Here is a 21,269-nt window from a genome sequence, read left to right on the forward strand (position 1 = left end):
GAGGCACGGTTATACCGATACCGTGCCTTCTGCATTTAAGTGATTTTTCACGTGATGTGAAAAAAGACAACAGCTTAATCGTTATAATTTTTATAAATTGTATTGTATTAAATAATAATACATAAACTTGATGTAGATTAATATAGTTATACTTAGTCTGCCATTTGCCAAAAAATTTTATGGAGTTCAAAAGGGTTTGATCCTTTTATTCAAACTTCAAAATCGCAATCTTGTTGAATTGCGGATGAGTATGAGACACTTAGTAAATTGAGTTCTTTGGGAAATATTAGTGGTCGAGTAAGAGTATGAGATGTAGTTGCAAGCAAAACGAGCAAGCTTACATATATGTTTAATTTTTTTAGTTCACATAATAAAATAAACAAAGAGCAAATAGTTCTCGAAGCTCAAGAATGGCTAGTTTATGCAAGACAGTTAATAGCTCGAATTACAGCTTCTGAAAGTCGAATTTTACAGCAAAATATATCGTATGTAGAGAGTTCATTAACCTCTATGGAAGTGCGAAATTATACAATTGAACTTAAGGATCTTCCAAATAGTTTTCCAGACTCAGATCATGCATGTACTTTCATAGTGAAGACATTTATTCTTCAAGTATTGCTTAGAGCGTTTGAATTTAAAATAGAAAAGCTAAAAACGTATACAGAAAATAGTATTGAGATTAAAAATGAATCCAACTTCACCAAACAAAGTGCTGAAAATATATTTAACTATTTTGAAACCAAAATCTCGGAAGCTTATTTAACTAAATCAGTCGCAATTATACAAGATAGCTTAAGGGCATATAATATTCAAGAAAGATTTATCAGTGATATTTCTGAAAAACTAATTGAGCCTGATAAGATAATCCTTGAGCGTCTTAAAAAATATTTTGATAAACATGGGGACTATTACCCTAATCTTTGCAAAAAAGTTCAATATATCGAAAGACAATACCAAGAAGTTCAAAGACAGAAAAATGAGGTTATGAATAATTTAGAGTATGAGAGAAAGGACAGAGAGAATATGATAAAAATATTTATCAGTCATAGCTCTAGTGATAAAGAGCTTGTTTCAAAGCTTGTCGAACTTTTTAGAGCTTCACTAAATATTCCTTCCAAGGAGATAAGATGTACAAGCTTGGATGGCTACAGATTGCCTGGGGGTGCAAATTTCAACGATCAGCTTCGCCAAGAAGTTTATGATTCTCATGTGTTTATAGGAGTGCTTTCCCAAGCGAGTTTTCAATCACAATATGTCTTATTTGAACTTGGAGCACGTTGGGGAGCGAAAAAGCAACTCATTCCATTACTAGCCCCAGATATGAGCAATGATCTTGTTAAAGATCCATTGAAATCCCTAAATGCTCTACGATGTGATAGCAATTCTCAACTTGTACAACTAATCGAAGAGTTATCAGAATTATTGAATATAAAACTTGATAAACAATCAGCATACCAAAAATATATTGATGCGATTGTTAGTAAAAAACCGTAATATAATCTAAATGCTGACTCATAATCCATAAAAATCAGAATACAACTGCCATTGCCTAAACCTGTAGTATAACCAGTAATTAGTATTGGAAACAGTAGTCATAAATAGCATGTTTTATTACTTAAAGTCCTGTTATAGGGAAATACTACAGTGCTAGTAGTTACCTACAGAAATTGTAAGTCTGATCGCTCACTCTTCTACAACAGGCGATAGCCTCGTTTTTGAGGTTTTCTGTAAGGCGATCGCACCCACCCTTCTACAACAAGCGATCGCTTAATTTTTGAGGTTTTCTGCAAGGCGATCGCACATTCTTCCACAACAAGCGATCGCATTATTTTTGAGGTTTTCTGCAAGGCGATCGCTCTTTTAAGCATACAAGCGTACAATCAAAACATGACTGTTCAAAAAACAGATATGCTAAAAACGCTTTGGGCTACTGTTCGGGAAGGAAAAATCGAATTGCTGAAGTCAGAGGAATTACCGGAAGGGACAAGAGTGCTAGTGACGCTGCTTCCTGATGATGAAACGGAATTTTGGCTTCAAAGCAGTCAAACATCACTCTCATCAGTTTGGGATAACGCTGAGGATGATGTTTATGCCGAACTACTCTAAAAATGACATCATTTTGGTTAAGTATCCCTTTTCAGATTTGTCCAGTTCAAAAATTAGACCTGCTGTTGTTGTAAGTGCGCCACACGTTTCTCAAGACATTTTAATCACGCCCTTGACGAGCAAAACTGGAGCATTGCTAGAAGGTGAGTTTGTCTTGTCTGAATGGGCAGCCGCAGGGCTAAACGTGTCTACAGCAGTCAAGAGAGGTTTATATACAGTGCATAAAAACTTAATTGTCAAAATGATTGGCAAGTTAGCTGATGCTGATGCTTAACTTTTAGAGCAATCTTTGCGGTATTGGTTAGGGTTGTGAATGGACAAAATCTTGTCCGCTATATTTAAGGTATACCAGTTGCTTCCTCACTCCAAGTTAATCAGTATGGATATCACAGCTACTTTGAACGAAATCGCAACTTTCAGTGTTGAAGATAGAATCCGTATTGTACAGGCAATTTGGGATAGCATCGCAGCAGAGCAAGTTTACCCTGATTTAACCGATGCACAAAAGCAAGAGCTTGATCGTCGAACTGCTGACTATGATTCAAATCCAGATAATGTGCTGACTTGGGAGGAAATCAAAGCATCAATTAAGGGGCAGCAATGAATTATGTCCTGGTGTTTCGCCCAGAGGTTCGAGAAGAACTCAATGATGCACACAGTTGGTACGAGAGTCAGAAACCCGGTCTGGGTGACGAGTTTTTAGACTGTGTAGACGAAATGGTGAATCGAATTTCTCAGATGCCAGAATCCTATGTAATTGTCTACGGTGATATTCGACGAGCAGTAGTGCGACGATTTCCCTATGCTGTGTACTATCGGATTGTGTCGAGTCGAGTAATAGTGACGGCAATTTTTCATGGTCGCAGAGATCCAAAATCGTGGCAGACGCGAACCTAATACTATAATTACGGGCGATCTTTAGCGACAAGCTGCTATGCGTATACGCTTTGTTTCTGAGGTTTTCTGCAAGGCGATCGCTTAAAATGCCATCATAGAAACAGCGATCGCTTCTATATTTTCAACGATATCATAATATGATATCATTGAATCTGTGGCTATATTCAACTTAACTGTAAGATTGTTGTAATTGTATTGATTAAATGGATCTCAATAACAAACAACGTCAGATTTTAGAGTTGATTTTTACAAATCCTGTACCATCTAATATTCTTTGGAAAGATATTGAAAGTTTATTTATAGCTCTTGGTGCTGATATTACTCAAGGTAGAGGTTCGCGGGTTCGTGTGAAATTAAATGATGTGAAAGCTGTTTTTCACGAACCGCATCCTCAAAATGAGACAGATAAAGGAGCAGTCAAATCTGTTAGAGAATTTTTAATTAAGGCAGGAATTGAAATATGATCACTTATAAGGGATACACAGCTAGTATAGAAGTAGATGTAGAAGCGGGAATACTTTTTGGCCAAGTTCTAGATATTAATGACGTAATTACCTTTAAGGCAAAAACTGTAGAGGAAGCGCGTCAAGAATTTCAAATTTCTGTTGATGATTATCTTGCTTTCTGTGAAGAACTAGGAGAGGAGCCTGATAAACCATTCTCTGGTAAACTTCCATTCCGCACAACTCCAGAACACCACCGCAAAATATTTATTGCTGCTAAAAAGGCTGGCAAAAGCATAAATGCTTGGATGGATGAAATCTTAACTGGTGCTGCGGATAAAGTAATCAATACTTAAAGTCAATCATTCTAAATATGTTTTTCGCTAAAGTGCATTCGCCTCTGGTATTTTCATGGGAATATTCAAGTTTAAATTTTTCTATGGATGCGTTAACTATCAACTTTGCCCCTGTTATTCAAATAACAGATGAGCAATTCTTCCAGTTATGTCAGATAAATGAATTAATCAGATTTTAGCATAATGCTGATGGCACATTGCTACTAATGCCTTTAGTCGGAGGCTTAACCAGCAACCGCAATGCTAACTTAATTGCTCAACTTGGAGTGTGGAATCGTGATGAGTCAATAGGTATAGCTTTTGGTTCTTCGGTTGGGTTTATTTTACCAAATGGGGCAGTTCGTTCGCCTGAGGCATCTTGGGTAAAACATGACAGATGGGATTCTCTCACACAGGAGCAAAAAGAGGGATTTCCGCCTGTATGTCCTGATTTTGTCGTGGAATTGCATTCTGATACTGATTGTTTAAGAAGGCTACAAAATAAAATACAAGAGTACCGAGACAACGGTACTAGATTAGGTTGGTTAATTGATTTAGAAGCTCGGCAAGTAGAAATTTATCGTTTTGGTAGAGATGTTGAAGTGCTGGAATCTCCTCCTAGTTTATCAGGAGAAGATATACTACCTGGATTTGTGCTTAATTTTGAAGATATCTGGTAAATTGATTAAAACACGAAGTGCGATGTCTACGACAGGCTACGCCTACGCAACATACACAACAGGCGATGTCTAACGACAAGCCGCTATGCGTCTACGCTTTATTTTGAGGTTTTCTGCAATAACTATTGCGATCGCACTCACTCTTCCACAACAGGCGATGTCTAACGACAAGCCACTACGTGTCTAACGGTTCATGTTGGGTTTCATTCTTCAACTAAACCTACGCAGCTTAAGGTTTTTATCGCTAACTAAACCGTATTGGGTTTTAAGACCATTTCGTGGTTGGAATTTCTACTGCTTTTATTCTCAAGATTAAATTCTGTCAACTAGTATGTTTACTTAGTCAATTTTGTCATACAATAATCAAACAAATATACTTTAATTAATTAAATTATAAGTATATTTATTTAAGTAATATTTATGTTTAAAACAGTACAGTAATTGATTAAAAATCAAGCTTAAGTAATGACGATTATTGATTACAAGTACTAACCTGTGAATATAGAAATTTATGAAAATAGCAAAAAATAGCTAACATGGCTAAAATTATCGTTACTGGAGCAGCAGGCTTTATTGGTTCTCACCTTGTAGACATCTTGCTACAACAAGGAGAAGAAGTAATTGGGATTGATGAATTTAATGATTATTACGATCCTATGTTAAAGCGTAAGAATGTTGCACACTTACATAGCTCACCTAATTTTACATTAATTGAAGCAGATATTCAGTTTTTAGATTGGCAGGAACTCTTAAAAGATGTTGATGTCGTTTACCATCAAGCAGCACAAGCAGGTGTCAGAGCAAGCTGGGGTAAGGCTTTTCGAGGTTACACAGAACGAAATATTAATGCTACGCAAGTTTTGCTAGAAGCAGCTAAAGATGCAAAACACTTGAAAAGATTGGTGTTTGCTTCTTCATCAAGTGTATATGGGGATGCAGAAACTTTACCTACTCACGAAGGAATTTGCCCTGAACCTGTTTCTCCTTATGGTATTACTAAGCTAGCGGCTGAAACTCTGTGCAGCCTTTATTACAAAAACTTTGGTGTGCCATCTGTATCATTGCGGTATTTCACAGTCTATGGCCCTAAACAACGCCCAGATATGGCATTTCATAAGTTCTTTAAATCCATTTTACAAGATGAGGCAATTCCTATTTACGGCGATGGCCAGCAAACGCGGGAGTTTACATTTGTTGGTGATATCGTCGCCGCCAATTTAGCCGCAGCTTCCGCACCCCAAGCAGTGGGAGAAATTTTTAATATCGGTGGTGGTAGCAGGGTGGTTTTAGCAGAAGTCTTAGATACGATTGAAGAAATCGTTGAGAAACCAATCAAAAGAAACCACATAGAAAAAGCGATGGGAGATGCACGCCATACTGCTGCTGATGTATCTAAAGCGCAGAGAATTCTGGGATATCAGCCACAAGTCACTCTAAGAGAGGGTTTGACGCAAGAATGGCAGTGGATTAAGTCGTTGTATTAAAGGGTATGGGGCATGGGGCATTGGTTATAGCGGTTCTCGAATGGAAGCAATACAGTTTGACCTCACTTCCATTCCTCTCTCCTAAAAGGCTACGGTGTACACACAAGTATACCCAGAGAGGGTTTCAGATGAAACTCCAGACGCTCCAGTCCTCTTGGTTGGAAGCGAAGCCTCTCGGAGGGCATTCCCAGGCTCTGCCTGGGAATGAGTAGGAAAGAGTACAGAAAGCTTAAAACCCTTGCAGATAGGAATTGTGTGTACACCGTAGCCCAATGCATCGGGGGGATTAAGGAGGTTAATTCGACTTGTGACACGGTAGCCTATAAGGGAAGGGGCTGGCGGTTAGGTCTGTATTGCATAACTGATAACCGCTATATTTTCCTTTAGGACTTACGCACAAAAGATCCCCCCAAAACCCCCTTAAAAAAGGCTACGGTGTACACACATCTCTCTACAAAATTTTGATACCGACAAGAGGACTTTTTAAAGAACCTTTTAAGCTCCTTGCTGTCTCCATTCTTCTTTAACCCACAAGAAACCCATATTTTTTGAGTATTGTTTTGGCTTCACTGCCAGATAAAAATTGGATAAACTCTTTAGCTGCTGGAATATTTTTACTGCTTTTAATTACTGCCATTGGATAGACAATCGGTGAGTGAAACTTATCATCAGCAGCAACTACGACTTTTACTTTGTTAGAAATTTTGGCATCAGTAGCATAAACTAAACCCGCTTCAGCGTTACCACTTTCTACTGCTGCCAAAACTTGACGCACGTTGTTAGCAAAGACTAATTTGGACTTTACCCGATCATAAAGTTTCAATTTCCTTAAGACTTGCTCCCCATATTGACCGGCGGGTACACTTCTGGGTTCACCGATCGCAATTTTTTTAATCTTACTATCTGTTAAATTGTAGAAACTAGTGATGCCAACAACATCCTGAGCCACAATTAAGACTAGACGGTTATTTGCCAAGTTAGCACGGCTACCTGTTACCAAAAGTCCTTTTTGTTCTAGGGCATCCACTTGCTTTTTGCCAGCAGAAATAAAGATATCTGCTGGGGCACCTTGCTCTATCTGCTGTTGCAAGGCACCAGAAGCCCCAAAATTATAAGTAATGTTGACATCTGATTTACTTTGTTGGTACAAAGGCTTAATTTCTTCCAGTGCCTCTTTTAAGCTGGCGGCTGCGGAGACGAGGATAGTGCCGTTTGACTGTGCTATTACCGGAGAAGGATTAACTAACGGTAAACCAATTGCCAGGAGCAAACCAGCAACCGCTATACCCAGTAAGCCAAAAATTTGTCTTCTTTTCATAGAAAAGGCGTTTGAGAAATTTCTTCCATAAAATTGATGCTAGGTAAAATAATACCAAACATACCAACGTATAACCAACTATATCGGTAATTACTTTTTCCCTAAGCATTCCAGATGAATTAACTCATAAGCCAGAATCTGGCGACTCAAACGCATCCGTAATTGCAAAACTGCATTCTGAGAAAGGGCGAATCATACCCCTCTAGGAGGAATTTTATATTTTACAGTTAAAAACTTCTGAAAGATCGCGGTAAGCTAATTGGAATTATCACTGAATTGTGTCAATAAATTGTCAAATTAACTGCTCAGTTTTCTGGGGTGAAATTTGCGATGACCGTAAATCTTAAGTCTTTAGAGAATCCAACTTATATAGCGGCCGATTCCAAAACCGCTTCTAACACTAAGAGAACCAGCTACGTTCCCTCGAACCATCGACGCATTCTTTGCATCTTTCCTAAGTACAGCCGCTCTTTTGGTACTTTTCATTATGCTTACCCACTTATGGGTAATGTGCGGGCTTTTATGCCACCCCAAGGTATTTTAATTGTGGCTGCCTACTTACCTCAAAAATGGGAAGTGCGGTTTATTGATGAGAATGTCAAATCAGCAACCAGGGCTGATTACCAATGGGCTGATGTGGTAATTGTGAGTGGAATGCATATCCAAAAACCACAGATTAATCAAATTAATGAACTTGCCCATCGAGCCGGGAAAATCACGGTGGTGGGTGGCCCTTCGGTATCTGGGTGTCCAGAATATTATCCTGAATTTGACATTTTACATTTGGGTGAGTTGGGAGATGCTAGCGATCGCATGATCGAGTATCTAGACCAAAATTTGGAACGTCCTCAAAGGCAAATCCGCTTTGAAACGAAGGAACGTTTACCTTTAACAGAGTTTCCAACTCCAGCTTATCATTTGCTGAATATTGATGATTATTTTTTAGCAAATGTGCAGTTTTCTAGTGGTTGTCCTTATCGCTGCGAATTTTGTGATATTCCCGAACTCTATGGGAACAGTCCCCGGATGAAAACACCAGAGCAAGTAGTTGCCGAGCTAGATGCAATGCGACAATCTGGCAATTTGGGGGCAGTGTATTTTGTCGATGATAACTTTGTTGGCGATCGCCGCGCTGCCATGAAGTTACTTCCTCACCTGATTGACTGGCAAAAACGCAATGGCTACCCCATCCAGTTTGCCTGTGAAGCAACTCTCAACTTAGCTCAAAGTCCAAAACTGCTGGAGATGATGCGCGAAGCCTATTTCTGCACCATCTTTTGCGGTATCGAAACACCCGAACCAGATGCTCTCCATGCTATTTCTAAAGATCAAAATCTGAGTATGCCAATCTTAAAAGCAATTCAGGTTTTAAATAGCTATGGTATGGAAGTAGTATCAGGAATTATCATTGGGTTAGATACAGATACACCAGAAACAGCAGACCGAATTATCGAATTTATTCGGGCATCTCAAATTCCCATGTTGACAATTAATCTACTTCATGCTTTGCCTAGAACTCCGTTATGGCGGAGATTAGAAGTAGAAGGACGACTCATATTTGATGAAAGCCGGGAATCAAATGTTGAGTTTTTGATGCCCTATGAGCAAGTTGTCGAGATGTGGCGGCGCTGCATCACAACTGCTTATGAGCCAGAATTTTTATATGAGCGGTTTGCTTACAATATGGAACACACCTATCCAAATCGCATCGAAGTACCTAACAGTCCTGCTCGCGCTTCTGGGGCTAATATTCGCAAAGGTTTAACTTATTTAACTAATATTTTGCTGCGGATAGGCTTATTTAGTAACTATCGTCAGACTTTCTGGAAAATGGCCAAGCCAGCGCTGAAAGCAGGTGATATGGAAAACTTGATTCACGTCGGACTTGTGGGACATCATTTGATTAAGTTTGCACAAGATTGTTCTAAAAATGAAGAATCGGCTTCGTTTTATTCGCAAAAAATCCTCACAAAAGTTCGTAGTTAAACCAATTCGCAATTACGTTTTGTGACGGGAATTTAGACCCCTGAGCTAGATTAATAACGCTAAAAGTTTTTTAACGATGAATTTTCGTAATTCATAATATCCCCTCGTTCCCGTGTTTCACATGGAAACGAGGAATCTCCAATAAATTACGAATTACGTTAGCGTAGCGGGGCGTAGCGGGGCGTAGCCCATTATGAATTATTTTAACAGGGCATCAAAGTATTCAATCTCCCCAGTACAGCCATATCTTCTGCATCTAACTCCGTCGGAATGCCACTGCGAATCAATTCCGAAAAGTCTTCATTGGGAACCATCACAGTCAACGTATACAAGCGAGTAGAACCAGTATTTTTAATCAAATGAGTCCCAGTGGGAGGCACTAATAAACTATCTCCAGCCTTGATCGTGGCACTTTTGCCGTCACACATAGCGATCGCTTCTCCTTTGAGGACAAAAAACATTTCCACCGCCCACTGATGGCGATTTGGTGGTGTTTGTCCACCGACATCAAAAATTTCTATACAGCAAGTCAAGGAAGTATTAGCATTTGTCGAATCGAAGATAATTGCTAATCGATTAGAGTCATTGGGACTAATGCGATATACTTGGTAATCTTTGGGAGATTTGATAACCGGAATTACACAACGAGTAGCGTACATTTATTTATCCCCTCTAAAGTTATCGATGGGTATGAAAATTCCTAAAATCCAAGTCTTGAATATTAAGTTGTGAGTTGTCAGAGATGATGCAAACAATAGCAAAAAAAGATTTTCAGGTAGGGACAATTCATTAATTAATTGCTCCTCCCGTGTGATTTATGCGTAAGTTTTAAGTTGTATAAATGAAAAAATCACTAATTGTTAAACACTAAATACTCCTCATTCAACCAATTTTGAATTTTGGATTGAAGGAAAAATCTAAAATCTAATCACTCCTCACTCTTTTGCAGCGCTGTTAAAATCTCTTGGGAGTCAGTGACAAAACCGAAGCATTGTTTAACATTGTACAACGTTGCCAGCCAACAATATTCAGGCGAAGTAGTAGCGCTACAATCTTTAACTAACACGCAGTCATATCCTAAGAAGTTGGCATCACACAAGGTAGCTAGCACGCATTGATCGGCATTAACACCAGCAAAAAATAATGTTGTGCTTCCCAGATTCCGCAAGATACTATCTAATGGGGTATCCCAAAATCCACTCATCCGATATTTGTCCACACGAATATCTTCAGAAAGTTGTTCTAATTCGTCTACTACTGCCGCGGCCCAACTACCCGCCATTAGGACTCTAGCACCATTGCTTGGTAGTGGATCGCCTAATCCTACGCCTGCCCCTGTAGGGTTATAGACATGACGCGAAGCAGCACTAATATTGAGCAAGTCAGGGCGATTCCCCCAATTTATCCAAATGACTGGAACAACTGCATCACGAAGTTCTGGAAGTAAGTTATTTAAAGGTTTAATCGGCTGACGTGCTGGAGTTACATCCACACCAATATGCGCTAACCAGCCATCAGGGTGACAGAAGTCGTTTTGCATATCAATGACGAGGATAGCGGCTTTTGCCAAGTCTAAGCGCAGGGTTTTAGTTTCTGTTGATAAAATAACGGGTTGTGGGGGTTTTTGAGGACGAGTGATATCTGCGATCGCATCATTCACTGTCCACGCATTTGGTGAGACTCCCAATGTCCGAAAAGGCAAATTCATAATGCAATACCTAACACCATTTTCTATCTTGTAACTTGAAATTCAGTTGAAAATACAATTACTTAATCAAGGTTAAATATGGTGAATTTCACTATTCAGAATGTTTTAATTGCCGCCAGTGATGATTATGCGACAGTCGATGTACAGATTGTAGACGGTGCGATCGCAGCCATTGCCCCCAATCTACCAGTAATCGGCACTGTCATAGATGGCAAAAATAAGCTGCTGCTACCTGGCTTTTTCAACGCCCACACCCACTCATCAGAGATGTGGCAACGGGGAATCATGTCAGTTTTTCCTTTAGAATTATGGTTGGCGGAACTGTATGATTTTGCACCCCTCGACAGTCAACAGGTTTATCTCAGCGCCTTGGGTACTGCGGTAGAAACCTTACTTTCTGGCGGTACAAGTGTAGTAGATCACTTGGTCTTAATTCCCGGACTTGAGTTAGAAACGATCGCCACTGCAACCCGCGCTTACAGAGAAGTTGGGATTCGCGCCTTTATTGCCCCTTTAATTCAAGATGAATCCCTTACCGCAGGGATTCCATCTGGAGAATCAGTAAGAACTCATGAACCTTATCATCGCTCAACTGCGGCAACATTGGAAATCATCGAAGAGGCGGTGAGACAGTTTCATCGCCCAGATGAAGGTGTAAATATTTTGGTTGCACCAACGGGGATACAATTGTGTACTAATGCTTTATTTACAGGATGTATCGAGTTAAGCGATCGCTATAATCTTTGTCGTCACTCCCATTTACTCGAAACTAGGGCACAGGAAAAACTCGCCCAAGAAAAGTACGGTTGTACTGCTGTGGAACATTTGAAAAGAATCGGGTTTTTGAGCGATCGCACAACTCTAGCTCATTGCGTCTGGTTAAATGATGTTGATATTACCATTCTTGCCGAAACTCAATCTACAGTTGTTCATAACCCCTTAAGTAATTTACGTTTAGGTAGTGGCATCGCTCCTATTTTAAAATATCGCCAAGCTGGAGTAAATGTAACTTTTGGTTGTGATGGTGCTTCAAGTAATGACTCTCAAGATTTGTTAGAAGCTATTAAAATTGGTTCTATCTTACATAACGTTACAGACTTAGATTATCAGTACTGGATTACACCCCGACAAGCGGTAGAGATGGCATCTTTAGGAGGTGCAAAAGGATTGAATCTTGCAGATAATCTTGGTTCTCTCACTGTGGGCAAACAAGCAGATTTAGTACTTTATGACCTCACCCATTTATCATTACTTCCACGTACAGATCCTATTGGTTTATTAGTTTTAGGTCGTCCTAATAATGTTGTTGATAGTGTTTGGGCTAACGGCAAGCAAATTGTTGCCGATGGTAAAGTTACCACAATTAATGTTGATGAATTGCGGCAAGAACTATTTAATCGCAGTCAATGGGAGACAAAGCACAAGTCTGAAACCGTCGCGCAAATTGAAGCGCATTATCGCACAGTTATGGGGTTATGAAATGTAAACAATTGCCGTAAAACTCTAGTAGTTGAAACTCCAATTTACGACTCGTTAGAAGATTCAATAGCGGCGGAGTAGGCAATATTTCCCCAAAAGTTGAGGTAGTGTATCTTTAAACATGAGTACATTTCAAGATTGGTTCTGGGAAATTAATGAGTGCGGCCAAGGGCCTCATTACTATTTCAACGCTACTTTTGCTCCCTCTGATGCTGAACGCCTTGCTGCTTTGGTGCGCCAGCATCCACTGTCTGGTTTTAAACACTGCCATTTTGTTGGCAAATTAATCAATGCACCATGTGGAGATGCCAATACTCTAGGTTCTTACGATTTGTATGTTGACCAGAGCAATTATGCTGAAGTTATGTCGGGTATACAAAGAGATGAACCTATAATTAGCTTTGCACATTATACCTGGCAAATTATTGGTGTTTGCGATCGCGAATTTGGTATTGAGTCTGGTAATGGTGGCATAACTGGCACACATAACCAAGCTGATACTTCATTGATTGTGACGCTGGCGCAGTCACCAGAAATCACTTTAGTTAATTGGAGAGTTACTTCTGGGGGAGACGGTTACGCATCGGTATTTTTTAGAACTGGCAAATCAGCCGCAGAACTGCTTGCTTACTTGCAGATGAGGCCGGAAAAGCCTGACTTTGTGCAAATAGAAAGAGAGTTACGTCTAGCTTTATCAGATCCAGCATTGTCTAAAATTTATCGCTTGGGCGAGTGCAAAATCAATGGCTGGCGGCTGGAAGTGGTCGTTTTGCATAATATTGAAAAAATCACAAGCAGCTATGGTGGCGAAGGATGGGATATGACACCACACGTTATCAAGCTTGACAAAATCGCTCAAACTGTTAGCGATAAGTGCAAGGTTCCGAGTTGTGCAGGGGGTGCAGCACATGCGCCAAATGATTTTTACACACTCATTGGTAGTCATCTCAGCTTTGGCTACCCACGGAGAGTAGGGTAATTTTAGAGACAATTTACAAAGCAATATGAATAAATACTTGCAACCCAACAATGTTTTCTTTAAGGCTTGGGAGATAATTTTGTAACAAAATATGAATTTGCGATCGCTAAATTCTTCTTCATGCCATCAAAACTCTAGTAGTTGAATACAAAGCCATAAAACAAGGTAGATTTTTGTGTATGCTTTGTGTCCAAGTGCCTTAGCGATACTTTCCGGGAGTAAACATGGAACGCGCCATCTCTGCGTTGGGAATTTTAGTTTTTATCGGTATATCCTACGTTTTTTCGGTTAATCGTCAAGCGGTACGTTGGCGCATAGTGGCGTGGGGTTTGGGATTAGAATTTGCATTGGCGCTGGTGATTCTAAAAACTCCTTGGGGTTTAACTGTGTTTAAATTTCTAGGAGATTTTGTCAGCAAATTTTTAGCATTTTCTGATGTTGGTGCCAAATTTGTCTTTGGAGAAAATTTTAAGGATCATTTCTTTGCCTTCCAAGTACTGCCGACAATTATCTTTTTCTCTGCCTTTATCAGTGTCTTATATTACTACGGCATTTTACAGCGAGTGGTAAATGTGATGGCGTGGGTAATGATGAAGACGCTGAAAACATCGGGTTCTGAATCTTTATCCTGTGCGGGTAACATCTTTTTAGGGCCAACAGAATCAGCACTGATGGTTAAACCCTATATAGCGAAGATGACGCAATCAGAACTTCATGCCGTAATGACGGGTGGTTTTGCCACAATTGCAGGTGGAGTATTAGGGGCATATCTTTCTTTTGGGATACCAGCACAACACCTAATTGCTGCTTTTTTTATGACTGCTCCCACATCATTGGTAGTATCAAAATTGCTGTATCCAGAAACAGAAGTATCAGAGACGCTTGGTGAAGTAAAGGCAGATGTAGAAACCAATTATGTAAATGCAATTGATGCTGCTACAGCCGGAGCAATTGATGGCGTGAAACTAGCGGTTAATGTTGGGGTAATAATTATCGCCTTTTTAGGATTATTGGCTGCTTTAAATGCACTGCTGGGATGGTTGGGGGCATTTGTGAGTTTACCGCAACTGTCATTACAGTTGATTTTGTCTATTTTTATGGCTCCCGTAGCGTGGTTAATGGGCGTACCTTGGGCTGATTGTCAGCAAGTGGGGGCTTTGTTGGGTACAAAAACAATTCTCAATGAGTTTATTGCTTTTTTGGATTTGAAGGCACTAATTGAAAGTGGTAAAATTTCTCAACGCGCGGTAATCATTGCGACTTACGCTTTATGTAACTTTGCAAATATAGGTTCAATTGGCATTACTATTGGCGGCATTGCGGGGATAGCACCTAATCGCCAACATGATTTAGCTCGTATGGGAGTAAGATCGATGATTGGCGGCTCATTGGCGGGTTTTATCACCGCTTGTATTGCTGGGATGCTGATTTGAAGAAGAAATTAGGAGTAAGACTAAAATTCGTCCAAACTAGTTTTAGCACCCCGCCACCCGTGGAAAATTGGCATAGTAAACAATCCCCACGCTAAACCCGTAATCAACCCAAAAGGTGTAACTAGATAATTATTAAAACTCCACAAACCGAAAATCTGTGCTGCCAATTCTAAAGGATAAGCCATCATCAGCACACTGGCGATCGCCACACCACTCCATCCATACTGACTTAACCAGTAAAATCCTTTACCACCAGTTATTCCATACAACAGGCGAGTAATCAGCAAACCCGTGACAGTGCCGTAGCAACGCATACAGACAGCCATAATATATGGTGGTGCTAAATCTAACCCCATAGCGGGTTGCGGACACACATGATTACCCATGAAATAAATGATGTCCGCAATCCCAGGAAGCAAAGACACTCCAGACGCAGCCAAAAAGGGAGCAATTGGCGGGCCAAAAACCATTCCTACTAACAATAAATCAGCAATCAAACTGATCCAATTCAGATTTTTAGGAAACTCTAACTGTGTAGCAGAAACAATTCTTTGCATAAAATATTTTTAGATATTGTTTGATCCATTTACGTATTTATAATATTCTTAATATATACTATTTTTTATGGCACTTTGCTTTCTCGCAAGCAAATTTATATTGAGTCATTTTTGTTAGTTATTCTAAATTATTTATAGAGGTAGTATTGTGAGTTTTAACTATACTAAATGGGGATTTATTTTAGGAACTGGAATTGCTTTAGCTACACTTGTAGCGAGTGTATCAATTCCAGAATTTAGGTGTTTTTTAGGACTAAAGTCAGAATCATGTCCAATAAAAGATGAGTTAGTTAACGTTAAGTTAATTGTAGAAACAGAAGATGGAAAATCTTTAGAAGGTGTGGAAGTTAGTTTTCTATCTATTAATGGTGCGCCTGAAATTAAAACAACTAATAGTGACGGTTATGTTCAAATTAGAATTCCAAGTACAGTTGATATAGATGTCAAACTAAGCAAAGAAGGGTTCCAGACTTTAACCCGCACAATTAACTTAGGAACTGAGCCTGATAAAACTAAGACTTACCGATTAAAAAATTCAGTTTCGACTAGTCGAGATCGAGTAAATCCACCCCCCACCACTCCTAACAACCCTCCACCTTCATTAGAGCAAAGCGTCAGCAGTTGTACATTAGTTAGCGGATATGGTTTAGAGAATTATTCCCAAGATATATCCGTATCTCGGCAATCCCAAAAGACTGAGGGTCGTATAATGTTGTATGAGAAGTCTCCTCACTCAGAAACGTGCAGAATAACGCAGAATACAGGTATTTTAACCAAAGCTTATGCAATTCCTGATAATTCTCGATTGCAACAAGTAAGAATTTCATTTTATCTAAACGGCAGTCTTTTTAAGTCTTTATATATCAGTCATGGTAGTGTATTAACCGTACCTTTACCCCTTAAAAATACAAGTAGTTATGCTATTGAGTGCCAACTAATTTCAGGAGGTTATGATCATCTTTACACTATCCCAATATCTGGAAACTAGTAGTTGATTAACTCAGTTATAGAAAACAAAAAACAGTAGGGTAAGTAATGTCTACCCTACTCCTCTCTTACCTCTGTGACTAGGCGTATCTGCGTGAGATATTTCTTAACCTACCTTATTGACATAGGGGCTTGTCAACTTATCCAACTGCTGAATCAACAGACTCAGGAACAATCCCACATCCGTCACCACACCCACTGATTCTACAGAACCGCGATCGCTTAATTTAGTCACCACAGCTGGATTAATATCCACACACACCATCTTCACCCCCGCCGGAGTCATATTCCCCACGCCAATGGAGTGTAGCATTGATGACAGCATCAAAATCATTTCCGCACCTTCTAGGTGTTTAGCATATTCCTCCTGCGCTTTAATCAAATCCATTTGGGTATCAGGTAAAGGTCCATCATCCCGAATCGATCCCGCAAGCACAAAAGGTACATTATTGTTGACGCACTCATACATTACGCCACTTTTAATTGCCCCCGCCTCTACAGCTTTGGGAATGCTGCCATAACGACGGATACTATTAATTACCTTCAAGTGATGGCGGTGTCCACCACGAACGGCGACACCCCGCTTCATGTCTACACCCAAGGAAGTGCCCATGATATTTTGCTCGATATCATGAACTGCGATCGCATTTCCACCCAGCAGCGCCTGTACATATCCTTCCCGAACCAGTTGGGCTAAGTGTTCACCGCCGCCAGTGTGAATCACTACGGGCCCAGCCGTGACAACTACCTTACCACCAGCATCACGGATTTTCCGTAATTCCCAAGCTACTTGTTCAACTACCAATTCCACGCGCCGTTCGCTGGAAACGCCCGCCGACATGAAGCTAAATTCTTGGGTACTGCGTTGTTCGCGCGATTCAGTTTTGCGAATAGTACGGATACCTAGTACGTCTACAATTACTCGTTCGCCAACTTCTAAATCGCGTAATATTTTACACCTAGCAACTAAGCCAGTGGGAGTTTGAGTAATTGCGATCGCGCCATCCATCCGTTGATTTTCTACCTTGATCCACTGCCCATTAATTCGGACTTCGGTAGGATAAATGGTACTGACGTAGAAATCATCAGGCGCTACACCATTTTGGATCACAGGTTCCAAGATCGCGTCTCGCTCATCATGGGGTAAATCTACTGCACCCAAATCAATCAATAGAGAGATGATTTCTTCCATCACCTCATGAGATGGTGCTGATACTTTCACTTCGGCAGCCGAGGTACTTTGCCGTTGTTCTCCCAAGTTGAAATTCAATACTTGGAAGCTTCCCCCGGCATCTATAATCAAATCCAAGGCGCGGTTAATTAAGCCAGCATCAAGCAAATGTCCTTCCATACGAATGACACGGCTTTCTACCGAAACATTGGCATGAATTTCATCCCTAACTGGTTCCGTTACCCGCAAAGTTAAACATTTAGCTGCACCACCAGCTTTCAGAAATTCCGTTAGCGGTGTTTCCAGCACTTGGAAACCCACATCTGCAAGGCGGGTTTTCAAAGCCTCACTCGCCTTGTTCATAATCACAATGCTGTCCACATTCACCGTATTACAAGCGAAGTTGACTGCATCGGCTTCAGCAATTGCGATTCGCTTTTCTGGTGCGACTCGCATTTCAATTAAGCGGTTGGAGTAAGAATCAAAAGCGCCTGGATAGTACAGCAAATAGCCATTTGATAACGGACAAAAACAGGTATCCAGGTGATAGAAACGTTCGTCTATGAGTCGCAGAGAGAGAACCTCAATATCCAGCCATTTAGCTAGATAAGGGTGAGAATCTAATTCGGAACGGAAACCGTATCCCGCCCATAACCAGCGTCCTTCTCGATCTAAGAGTGCATCTCCTGCACCTTCAAAGGGCAAATCTTTAGGAAGTTCATTGACTGTATAACCATTTTCTTCAAACCATTCTTTGAAGAAAGGTTCCTCTCCCTGACGTTCTTTATGTAAAAAGCGACTGAGTACAACATTTTCTCCCAGTACCAAACCAGCGTTGGCGGTAAAAACTAAATCAGGCCAACCTTTTTGGGGTGGTACTAAGTCTACAATGGCGTGTTGTTTAAGGATTTGGTGTAATCCCTGCCACTGTTCGACGGCGCGATCGCGCGATGATTTATGAATATTCCCTTCCATCCAGGGATTAATCACATAGTCTACATCGTAGTGGTCAGGAGGACACATCAAAAAGCGAATACGGGAAGTCATAAAAATCTTACAAGCGTTTTATATGCTATTATACTAGGGGCCTATTTTGGGATACAGATTTTGATTTCCTGACATTTGGCCAAATCTGCTACTACAGCTTCTATCTTTGTGATAGTTGAAAGCTTTACAAAGGCTTCGTCCTTAATTCTATTACTGGAAGATGATAATAAGTGGAGCCTATGGCAAAATTAGGATAGTTTTGGCGGCCATAAATGTTTCAGTAGTGCTGATTGAGTCTGCTTTTAGCAAAGATGTAGAGACTTTAAACAAACGTTAACCTACTCTTTGGTTTCAATCTTACTCAAAGGTGTATTTATAATAACTTAATATTAGCTTTATTAAATATTTTTATTTTTAATACAAGTATTTTACATCTACGCTACAAGTATCATGTAAGAATCCTATTTGATTTTTGCAAAGTAAAGTACAAGTTAAAGAGCCTTCTTTCCTCTTGCCTATTACCTCTTGCGCTGCGCTTCTCTACGAGAGGCTTGGCAAACGCGAACCACGCAAATACCTTTCAAAAAAATCTAGGATGCTCCGTATCCATATTTCTATATTATTTAATATATCCTATAAAAGAATAGATAACCAATTGCATTTGGTATGATATCTTGTTGCTAAAATCTGCAATTTTTTTTTAAATTCTATGGATAGAGGATAATTTTAGTTCATATATTTAAGAAGAATTTGTTTGACACTAATTGAGTGTTAAGTTGTGAGAGAATATTCAGATATTTACTGTCGGTCTTATATCTAAGATATTCAAAACAAATAGTAAAAACAGGACTTTTCAAACATCCTCTGAAACTCAATTTCTTGGTTGAAAAGCATAAATAAAATATTTATAGCGTTTTTAGACTAACATAAAAACCAAAATATCTGCCAGAACCTTTTATCGCGATAAGAATAAAATTATATCCCCGTTAATTCATGCTTTGAGGAGATCGAGAACTACATGAGAAAGCAATTGTCAAAAAGCTGGCTTACTTCTCTATTTTGGTTACGTTTTTTAATCATAATCCTATTAGTAATAGGTGTACTTTTCCGTTTCGTCAATATTGGCAAAAAAATCTATTGGGGTGATGAAGTTTTCTCCTCATTACGCATATCGGGTTATATGCAGTCAGAAATAAATGAGCAGTTAAGCAATGGTAGTTTGCTTACTATAAAAGATTTGAGTAAATACCAATATCCCAATTCTGAAAAAAATACAATTGATACAATTAAAGGGATTATTGTAGAAGACTCACAGATTTTGCCGCTATATATTTTAATGACTAGGTTTTGGGTACAACACTTTGGTGATTCTGTAGCAGCGGTAAGAAGTTTTTCGGCATTCACTAGTCTGTTCACTTTTCCTTTTATTTATTTGCTATGTGAAGAATTATTTGGATCTTCACTAATAGGGTGGATGGCCGTCACTTTGGTAGCTGTTTCACCTATTGATGTTGTGTATGCACAAGAAGCGCGAGCATACAGTTTATGGATAGTGACTATCTTAATGTCGAGCCTAGCACTGTTGCGAGCCATGCGCCTTCAAACAAAGGTTAGTTGGGGTATTTATACAGCAACATTAATATTAGGGTTTTATACTCATATATTTTTTACCTTCGTTGCTCTTGCACAGGGAATTTATGTAATTACAATCGAAGGCTTTCGATTGAGTAAAACCACGATTTATTACCTATTTTCATCACTTGCAGGGTTTATAACTTTTGTACCTTGGCTTTGGATTATTATTACCAACCCTCAGCCAGAAGCAGTAAATTGGGCAAATACTAAACAAACGTTATTTGGATCAGCCGCAAGGTGGGCTGGTATCTTTAGCCGTACGTTTCTTGATTTAGGTATTAGTCCTAGCGATCCTGGAAAACTTAAGCTTGCATTAATTCCGTGTATTTTTATTATTTTTGCGATAGTTTTTTATTCAATTTATGTTCTTTGTCAAAGAACCCCTAAAAAAGTTTGGTTATTTGTTTTAACCTTGATTGCATCTGTAGGGATTCCCTTATTCATAGCAGATTTTGTCTTTTACAAGCGATATGCTACTAGTCGATATACTCTGCCCTCAGTTTTAGGTATACAATTAGCTGTTCCTTACCTACTTACGACTAAGATTACATCTATTTCTACTAACTTTTGGCAAAAAAAGCTTTGGTCACTTGTTACGTTCATGCTAATTACGAGTGGGATTATATCTTGTGCCCTCAACTCTCAAGCCCAGATTTGGTGGAACAAATTCCCAGAAAAATACCAAGAATATCCTAAAGTTGCTAGTATTATTAGTCAAGGTAAGAAACCGCTTTTAATTAGTGATGATAATATAATTCCAGGCATTGGAATGATGGCTCACTTAGTCGATTCAAAAGTGGAATTTCAAATTGTACGCAAAAACCATTTACCAGAGATTACTAATGGTTTTACTGAGATATTCTTGTTCAATTCCTCTGATTTCTTAAAAGCTGGAATTGAAAAAATTTATAACTCAAAGTTACAGCAGATAAACCACTTACTGTGGAAAGTAACAAAATCTTCCTAAACCAAGGGTAAGATCGCATACATATATGGTGTAGTACACTGCAAGATGAAACTTAAAAGCAGACAGTTAGTATTTGAATATCGTTACTAGGTTAAAAGTTAACATCAATTAGCCTAA

20 protein-coding genes and 1 pseudogene are annotated in these 21,269 nt (G+C 39.4%); 15 read left to right on the top strand and 6 right to left on the bottom strand.

Translation table 11 applies throughout. From position 1 onward, the window contains the following. The first annotated feature begins 345 nt into the window (after positions 1–345). Complete coding sequence (locus tag FBB35_RS25650; RefSeq protein WP_174711978.1) at positions 346–1,494, top strand: toll/interleukin-1 receptor domain-containing protein; 1,149 nt, start codon at positions 346–348, stop codon at positions 1,492–1,494. A 197-nt stretch (positions 1,495–1,691) separates the two neighbouring features. Here the strand turns inward: FBB35_RS25650 and FBB35_RS25655 are convergent, their stop codons facing one another. Next, complete coding sequence (locus FBB35_RS25655) at positions 1,692–1,868, bottom strand: hypothetical protein (protein ID WP_174711979.1); 177 nt, start codon at positions 1,866–1,868, stop codon at positions 1,692–1,694. Positions 1,869–1,887: 19 nt separating this feature from the next. Here FBB35_RS25655 and FBB35_RS25660 point away from each other — a divergent pair, with 19 nt between their 5' ends. The 8 genes and pseudogenes from FBB35_RS25660 to FBB35_RS25695 all read left to right on the top strand — a co-directional run bounded on the left by FBB35_RS25660 (position 1,888) and on the right by FBB35_RS25695 (position 5,945). After that, positions 1,888–2,106, top strand: coding sequence for a hypothetical protein (locus tag FBB35_RS25660; protein WP_254625692.1), 219 nt, complete (start codon positions 1,888–1,890; stop codon positions 2,104–2,106). Continuing rightward, positions 2,090–2,380, top strand: coding sequence for a type II toxin-antitoxin system PemK/MazF family toxin (locus tag FBB35_RS25665; RefSeq protein WP_174711980.1), 291 nt, complete (start codon positions 2,090–2,092; stop codon positions 2,378–2,380). Before FBB35_RS25660 ends, FBB35_RS25665 begins: the two co-directional genes overlap by 17 nt. 105 nt (positions 2,381–2,485) lie before the next feature. Beyond that, positions 2,486–2,710 carry an addiction module protein gene (locus FBB35_RS25670; protein WP_174711981.1) on the top strand — a complete coding sequence of 75 codons (225 nt, stop codon included), beginning with the start codon at positions 2,486–2,488 and terminating at the stop codon, positions 2,708–2,710. Continuing rightward, on the top strand, positions 2,707–3,003 hold the full coding sequence (locus FBB35_RS25675; RefSeq protein WP_174711982.1) for a type II toxin-antitoxin system RelE/ParE family toxin: 297 nt from the start codon (positions 2,707–2,709) through the stop codon (positions 3,001–3,003). Before FBB35_RS25670 ends, FBB35_RS25675 begins: the two co-directional genes overlap by 4 nt. A 203-nt stretch (positions 3,004–3,206) precedes the next feature. Beyond that, positions 3,207–3,467 carry a type II toxin-antitoxin system HicA family toxin gene (locus tag FBB35_RS25680; RefSeq protein WP_174711983.1) on the top strand — a complete coding sequence of 87 codons (261 nt, stop codon included), beginning with the start codon at positions 3,207–3,209 and terminating at the stop codon, positions 3,465–3,467. Then, positions 3,464–3,802, top strand: coding sequence for a type II toxin-antitoxin system HicB family antitoxin (locus FBB35_RS25685; protein WP_174711984.1), 339 nt, complete (start codon positions 3,464–3,466; stop codon positions 3,800–3,802). The genes FBB35_RS25680 and FBB35_RS25685 overlap by 4 nt, the downstream gene beginning before the upstream one ends. 83 nt (positions 3,803–3,885) lie before the next feature. Next, positions 3,886–4,461 (top strand): annotated as a pseudogene (locus FBB35_RS25690) (Uma2 family endonuclease). A gap of 536 nt (positions 4,462–4,997) precedes the next feature. Further along, entirely contained in the window at positions 4,998–5,945 is a 948-nt protein-coding gene (locus tag FBB35_RS25695) for an NAD-dependent epimerase/dehydratase family protein (RefSeq protein ID WP_174711985.1), read from the top strand. Between the two features lie 523 nt (positions 5,946–6,468). On the opposite strand, the gene modA is transcribed toward FBB35_RS25695, so the two are convergent. Further along, positions 6,469–7,263 (bottom strand): molybdate ABC transporter substrate-binding protein, encoded by a 795-nt coding sequence (gene modA, locus FBB35_RS25700; protein WP_174711986.1) that lies wholly within the window; start codon positions 7,261–7,263, stop codon positions 6,469–6,471. Positions 7,264–7,593: 330 nt separating this feature from the next. Here modA and FBB35_RS25705 point away from each other — a divergent pair, with 330 nt between their 5' ends. Continuing rightward, complete coding sequence (locus tag FBB35_RS25705; protein ID WP_174711987.1) at positions 7,594–9,249, top strand: B12-binding domain-containing radical SAM protein; 1,656 nt, start codon at positions 7,594–7,596, stop codon at positions 9,247–9,249. 203 nt (positions 9,250–9,452) lie between these two features. On the opposite strand, the gene FBB35_RS25710 is transcribed toward FBB35_RS25705, so the two are convergent. Both FBB35_RS25710 and FBB35_RS25715 read right to left on the bottom strand, forming a co-directional pair. Continuing rightward, the gene (locus FBB35_RS25710; RefSeq protein WP_163928798.1) at positions 9,453–9,908 is read right to left on the bottom strand and encodes a cupin domain-containing protein; all 456 of its coding nucleotides are present in this window, start codon (positions 9,906–9,908) and stop codon (positions 9,453–9,455) included. 269 nt (positions 9,909–10,177) lie between these two features. Beyond that, positions 10,178–10,957: a cysteine hydrolase family protein gene (locus FBB35_RS25715; RefSeq protein ID WP_174711988.1), complete on the bottom strand. Its 780-nt coding sequence runs from the start codon at positions 10,955–10,957 to the stop codon at positions 10,178–10,180. An 81-nt stretch (positions 10,958–11,038) separates the two neighbouring features. Here FBB35_RS25715 and FBB35_RS25720 point away from each other — a divergent pair, with 81 nt between their 5' ends. The 3 genes from FBB35_RS25720 to FBB35_RS25730 all read left to right on the top strand — a co-directional run bounded on the left by FBB35_RS25720 (position 11,039) and on the right by FBB35_RS25730 (position 14,848). Next, positions 11,039–12,436: an amidohydrolase gene (locus tag FBB35_RS25720; protein WP_174713767.1), complete on the top strand. Its 1,398-nt coding sequence runs from the start codon at positions 11,039–11,041 to the stop codon at positions 12,434–12,436. 121 nt (positions 12,437–12,557) lie between these two features. Beyond that, positions 12,558–13,415, top strand: a complete 858-nt coding sequence (locus FBB35_RS25725) for a hypothetical protein (protein WP_174711989.1) — start codon at positions 12,558–12,560, stop codon at positions 13,413–13,415. 224 nt (positions 13,416–13,639) lie between these two features. Further along, positions 13,640–14,848 carry a NupC/NupG family nucleoside CNT transporter gene (locus FBB35_RS25730; protein WP_174711990.1) on the top strand — a complete coding sequence of 403 codons (1,209 nt, stop codon included), beginning with the start codon at positions 13,640–13,642 and terminating at the stop codon, positions 14,846–14,848. A gap of 20 nt (positions 14,849–14,868) precedes the next feature. Here FBB35_RS25730 and FBB35_RS25735 read toward each other — a convergent pair whose 3' ends face one another. Next, complete coding sequence (locus tag FBB35_RS25735; protein ID WP_174711991.1) at positions 14,869–15,405, bottom strand: DUF2085 domain-containing protein; 537 nt, start codon at positions 15,403–15,405, stop codon at positions 14,869–14,871. A gap of 148 nt (positions 15,406–15,553) precedes the next feature. Here FBB35_RS25735 and FBB35_RS25740 point away from each other — a divergent pair, with 148 nt between their 5' ends. After that, a complete protein-coding gene (locus tag FBB35_RS25740; protein WP_174711992.1) occupies positions 15,554–16,393 on the top strand; it encodes a hypothetical protein in 840 nt (279 codons plus the stop codon). A gap of 105 nt (positions 16,394–16,498) precedes the next feature. Here FBB35_RS25740 and FBB35_RS25745 read toward each other — a convergent pair whose 3' ends face one another. Further along, on the bottom strand, positions 16,499–18,610 hold the full coding sequence (locus tag FBB35_RS25745) for a TIGR00300 family protein (protein ID WP_174711993.1): 2,112 nt from the start codon (positions 18,608–18,610) through the stop codon (positions 16,499–16,501). 958 nt (positions 18,611–19,568) lie between these two features. Here FBB35_RS25745 and FBB35_RS25750 point away from each other — a divergent pair. Then, on the top strand, positions 19,569–21,152 hold the full coding sequence (locus FBB35_RS25750) for a glycosyltransferase family 39 protein (protein ID WP_174711994.1): 1,584 nt from the start codon (positions 19,569–19,571) through the stop codon (positions 21,150–21,152). Positions 21,153–21,269: the final 117 nt, after the last annotated feature.

Source organism: Nostoc sp. TCL240-02 (assembly GCF_013343235.1).
Classification (GTDB): Bacteria; Cyanobacteriota; Cyanobacteriia; order Cyanobacteriales; family Nostocaceae; genus Nostoc.

Coding starts and splice junctions, on each gene's coding strand:
- FBB35_RS25680 (WP_174711983.1), top strand. CDS start 3,207: ATGGATCTCAATAACAAACAACGTCAGATTTTAGAGTTGATTTTTACA.
- FBB35_RS25685 (WP_174711984.1), top strand. CDS start 3,464: ATGATCACTTATAAGGGATACACAGCTAGTATAGAAGTAGATGTAGAA.
- FBB35_RS25675 (WP_174711982.1), top strand. CDS start 2,707: ATGAATTATGTCCTGGTGTTTCGCCCAGAGGTTCGAGAAGAACTCAAT.
- FBB35_RS25705 (WP_174711987.1), top strand. CDS start 7,594: ATGACCGTAAATCTTAAGTCTTTAGAGAATCCAACTTATATAGCGGCC.
- FBB35_RS25665 (WP_174711980.1), top strand. CDS start 2,090: ATGCCGAACTACTCTAAAAATGACATCATTTTGGTTAAGTATCCCTTT.
- FBB35_RS25750 (WP_174711994.1), top strand. CDS start 19,569: ATGAGAAAGCAATTGTCAAAAAGCTGGCTTACTTCTCTATTTTGGTTA.
- FBB35_RS25715 (WP_174711988.1), bottom strand. CDS start 10,957: ATGAATTTGCCTTTTCGGACATTGGGAGTCTCACCAAATGCGTGGACA.
- modA (WP_174711986.1), bottom strand. CDS start 7,263: ATGAAAAGAAGACAAATTTTTGGCTTACTGGGTATAGCGGTTGCTGGT.
- FBB35_RS25725 (WP_174711989.1), top strand. CDS start 12,558: ATGAGTACATTTCAAGATTGGTTCTGGGAAATTAATGAGTGCGGCCAA.
- FBB35_RS25745 (WP_174711993.1), bottom strand. CDS start 18,610: ATGACTTCCCGTATTCGCTTTTTGATGTGTCCTCCTGACCACTACGAT.
- FBB35_RS25735 (WP_174711991.1), bottom strand. CDS start 15,405: ATGCAAAGAATTGTTTCTGCTACACAGTTAGAGTTTCCTAAAAATCTG.
- FBB35_RS25695 (WP_174711985.1), top strand. CDS start 4,998: ATGGCTAAAATTATCGTTACTGGAGCAGCAGGCTTTATTGGTTCTCAC.
- FBB35_RS25655 (WP_174711979.1), bottom strand. CDS start 1,868: ATGCTTAAAAGAGCGATCGCCTTGCAGAAAACCTCAAAAATAATGCGA.
- FBB35_RS25670 (WP_174711981.1), top strand. CDS start 2,486: ATGGATATCACAGCTACTTTGAACGAAATCGCAACTTTCAGTGTTGAA.
- FBB35_RS25660 (WP_254625692.1), top strand. CDS start 1,888: ATGACTGTTCAAAAAACAGATATGCTAAAAACGCTTTGGGCTACTGTT.
- FBB35_RS25650 (WP_174711978.1), top strand. CDS start 346: ATGTTTAATTTTTTTAGTTCACATAATAAAATAAACAAAGAGCAAATA.
- FBB35_RS25730 (WP_174711990.1), top strand. CDS start 13,640: ATGGAACGCGCCATCTCTGCGTTGGGAATTTTAGTTTTTATCGGTATA.
- FBB35_RS25710 (WP_163928798.1), bottom strand. CDS start 9,908: ATGTACGCTACTCGTTGTGTAATTCCGGTTATCAAATCTCCCAAAGAT.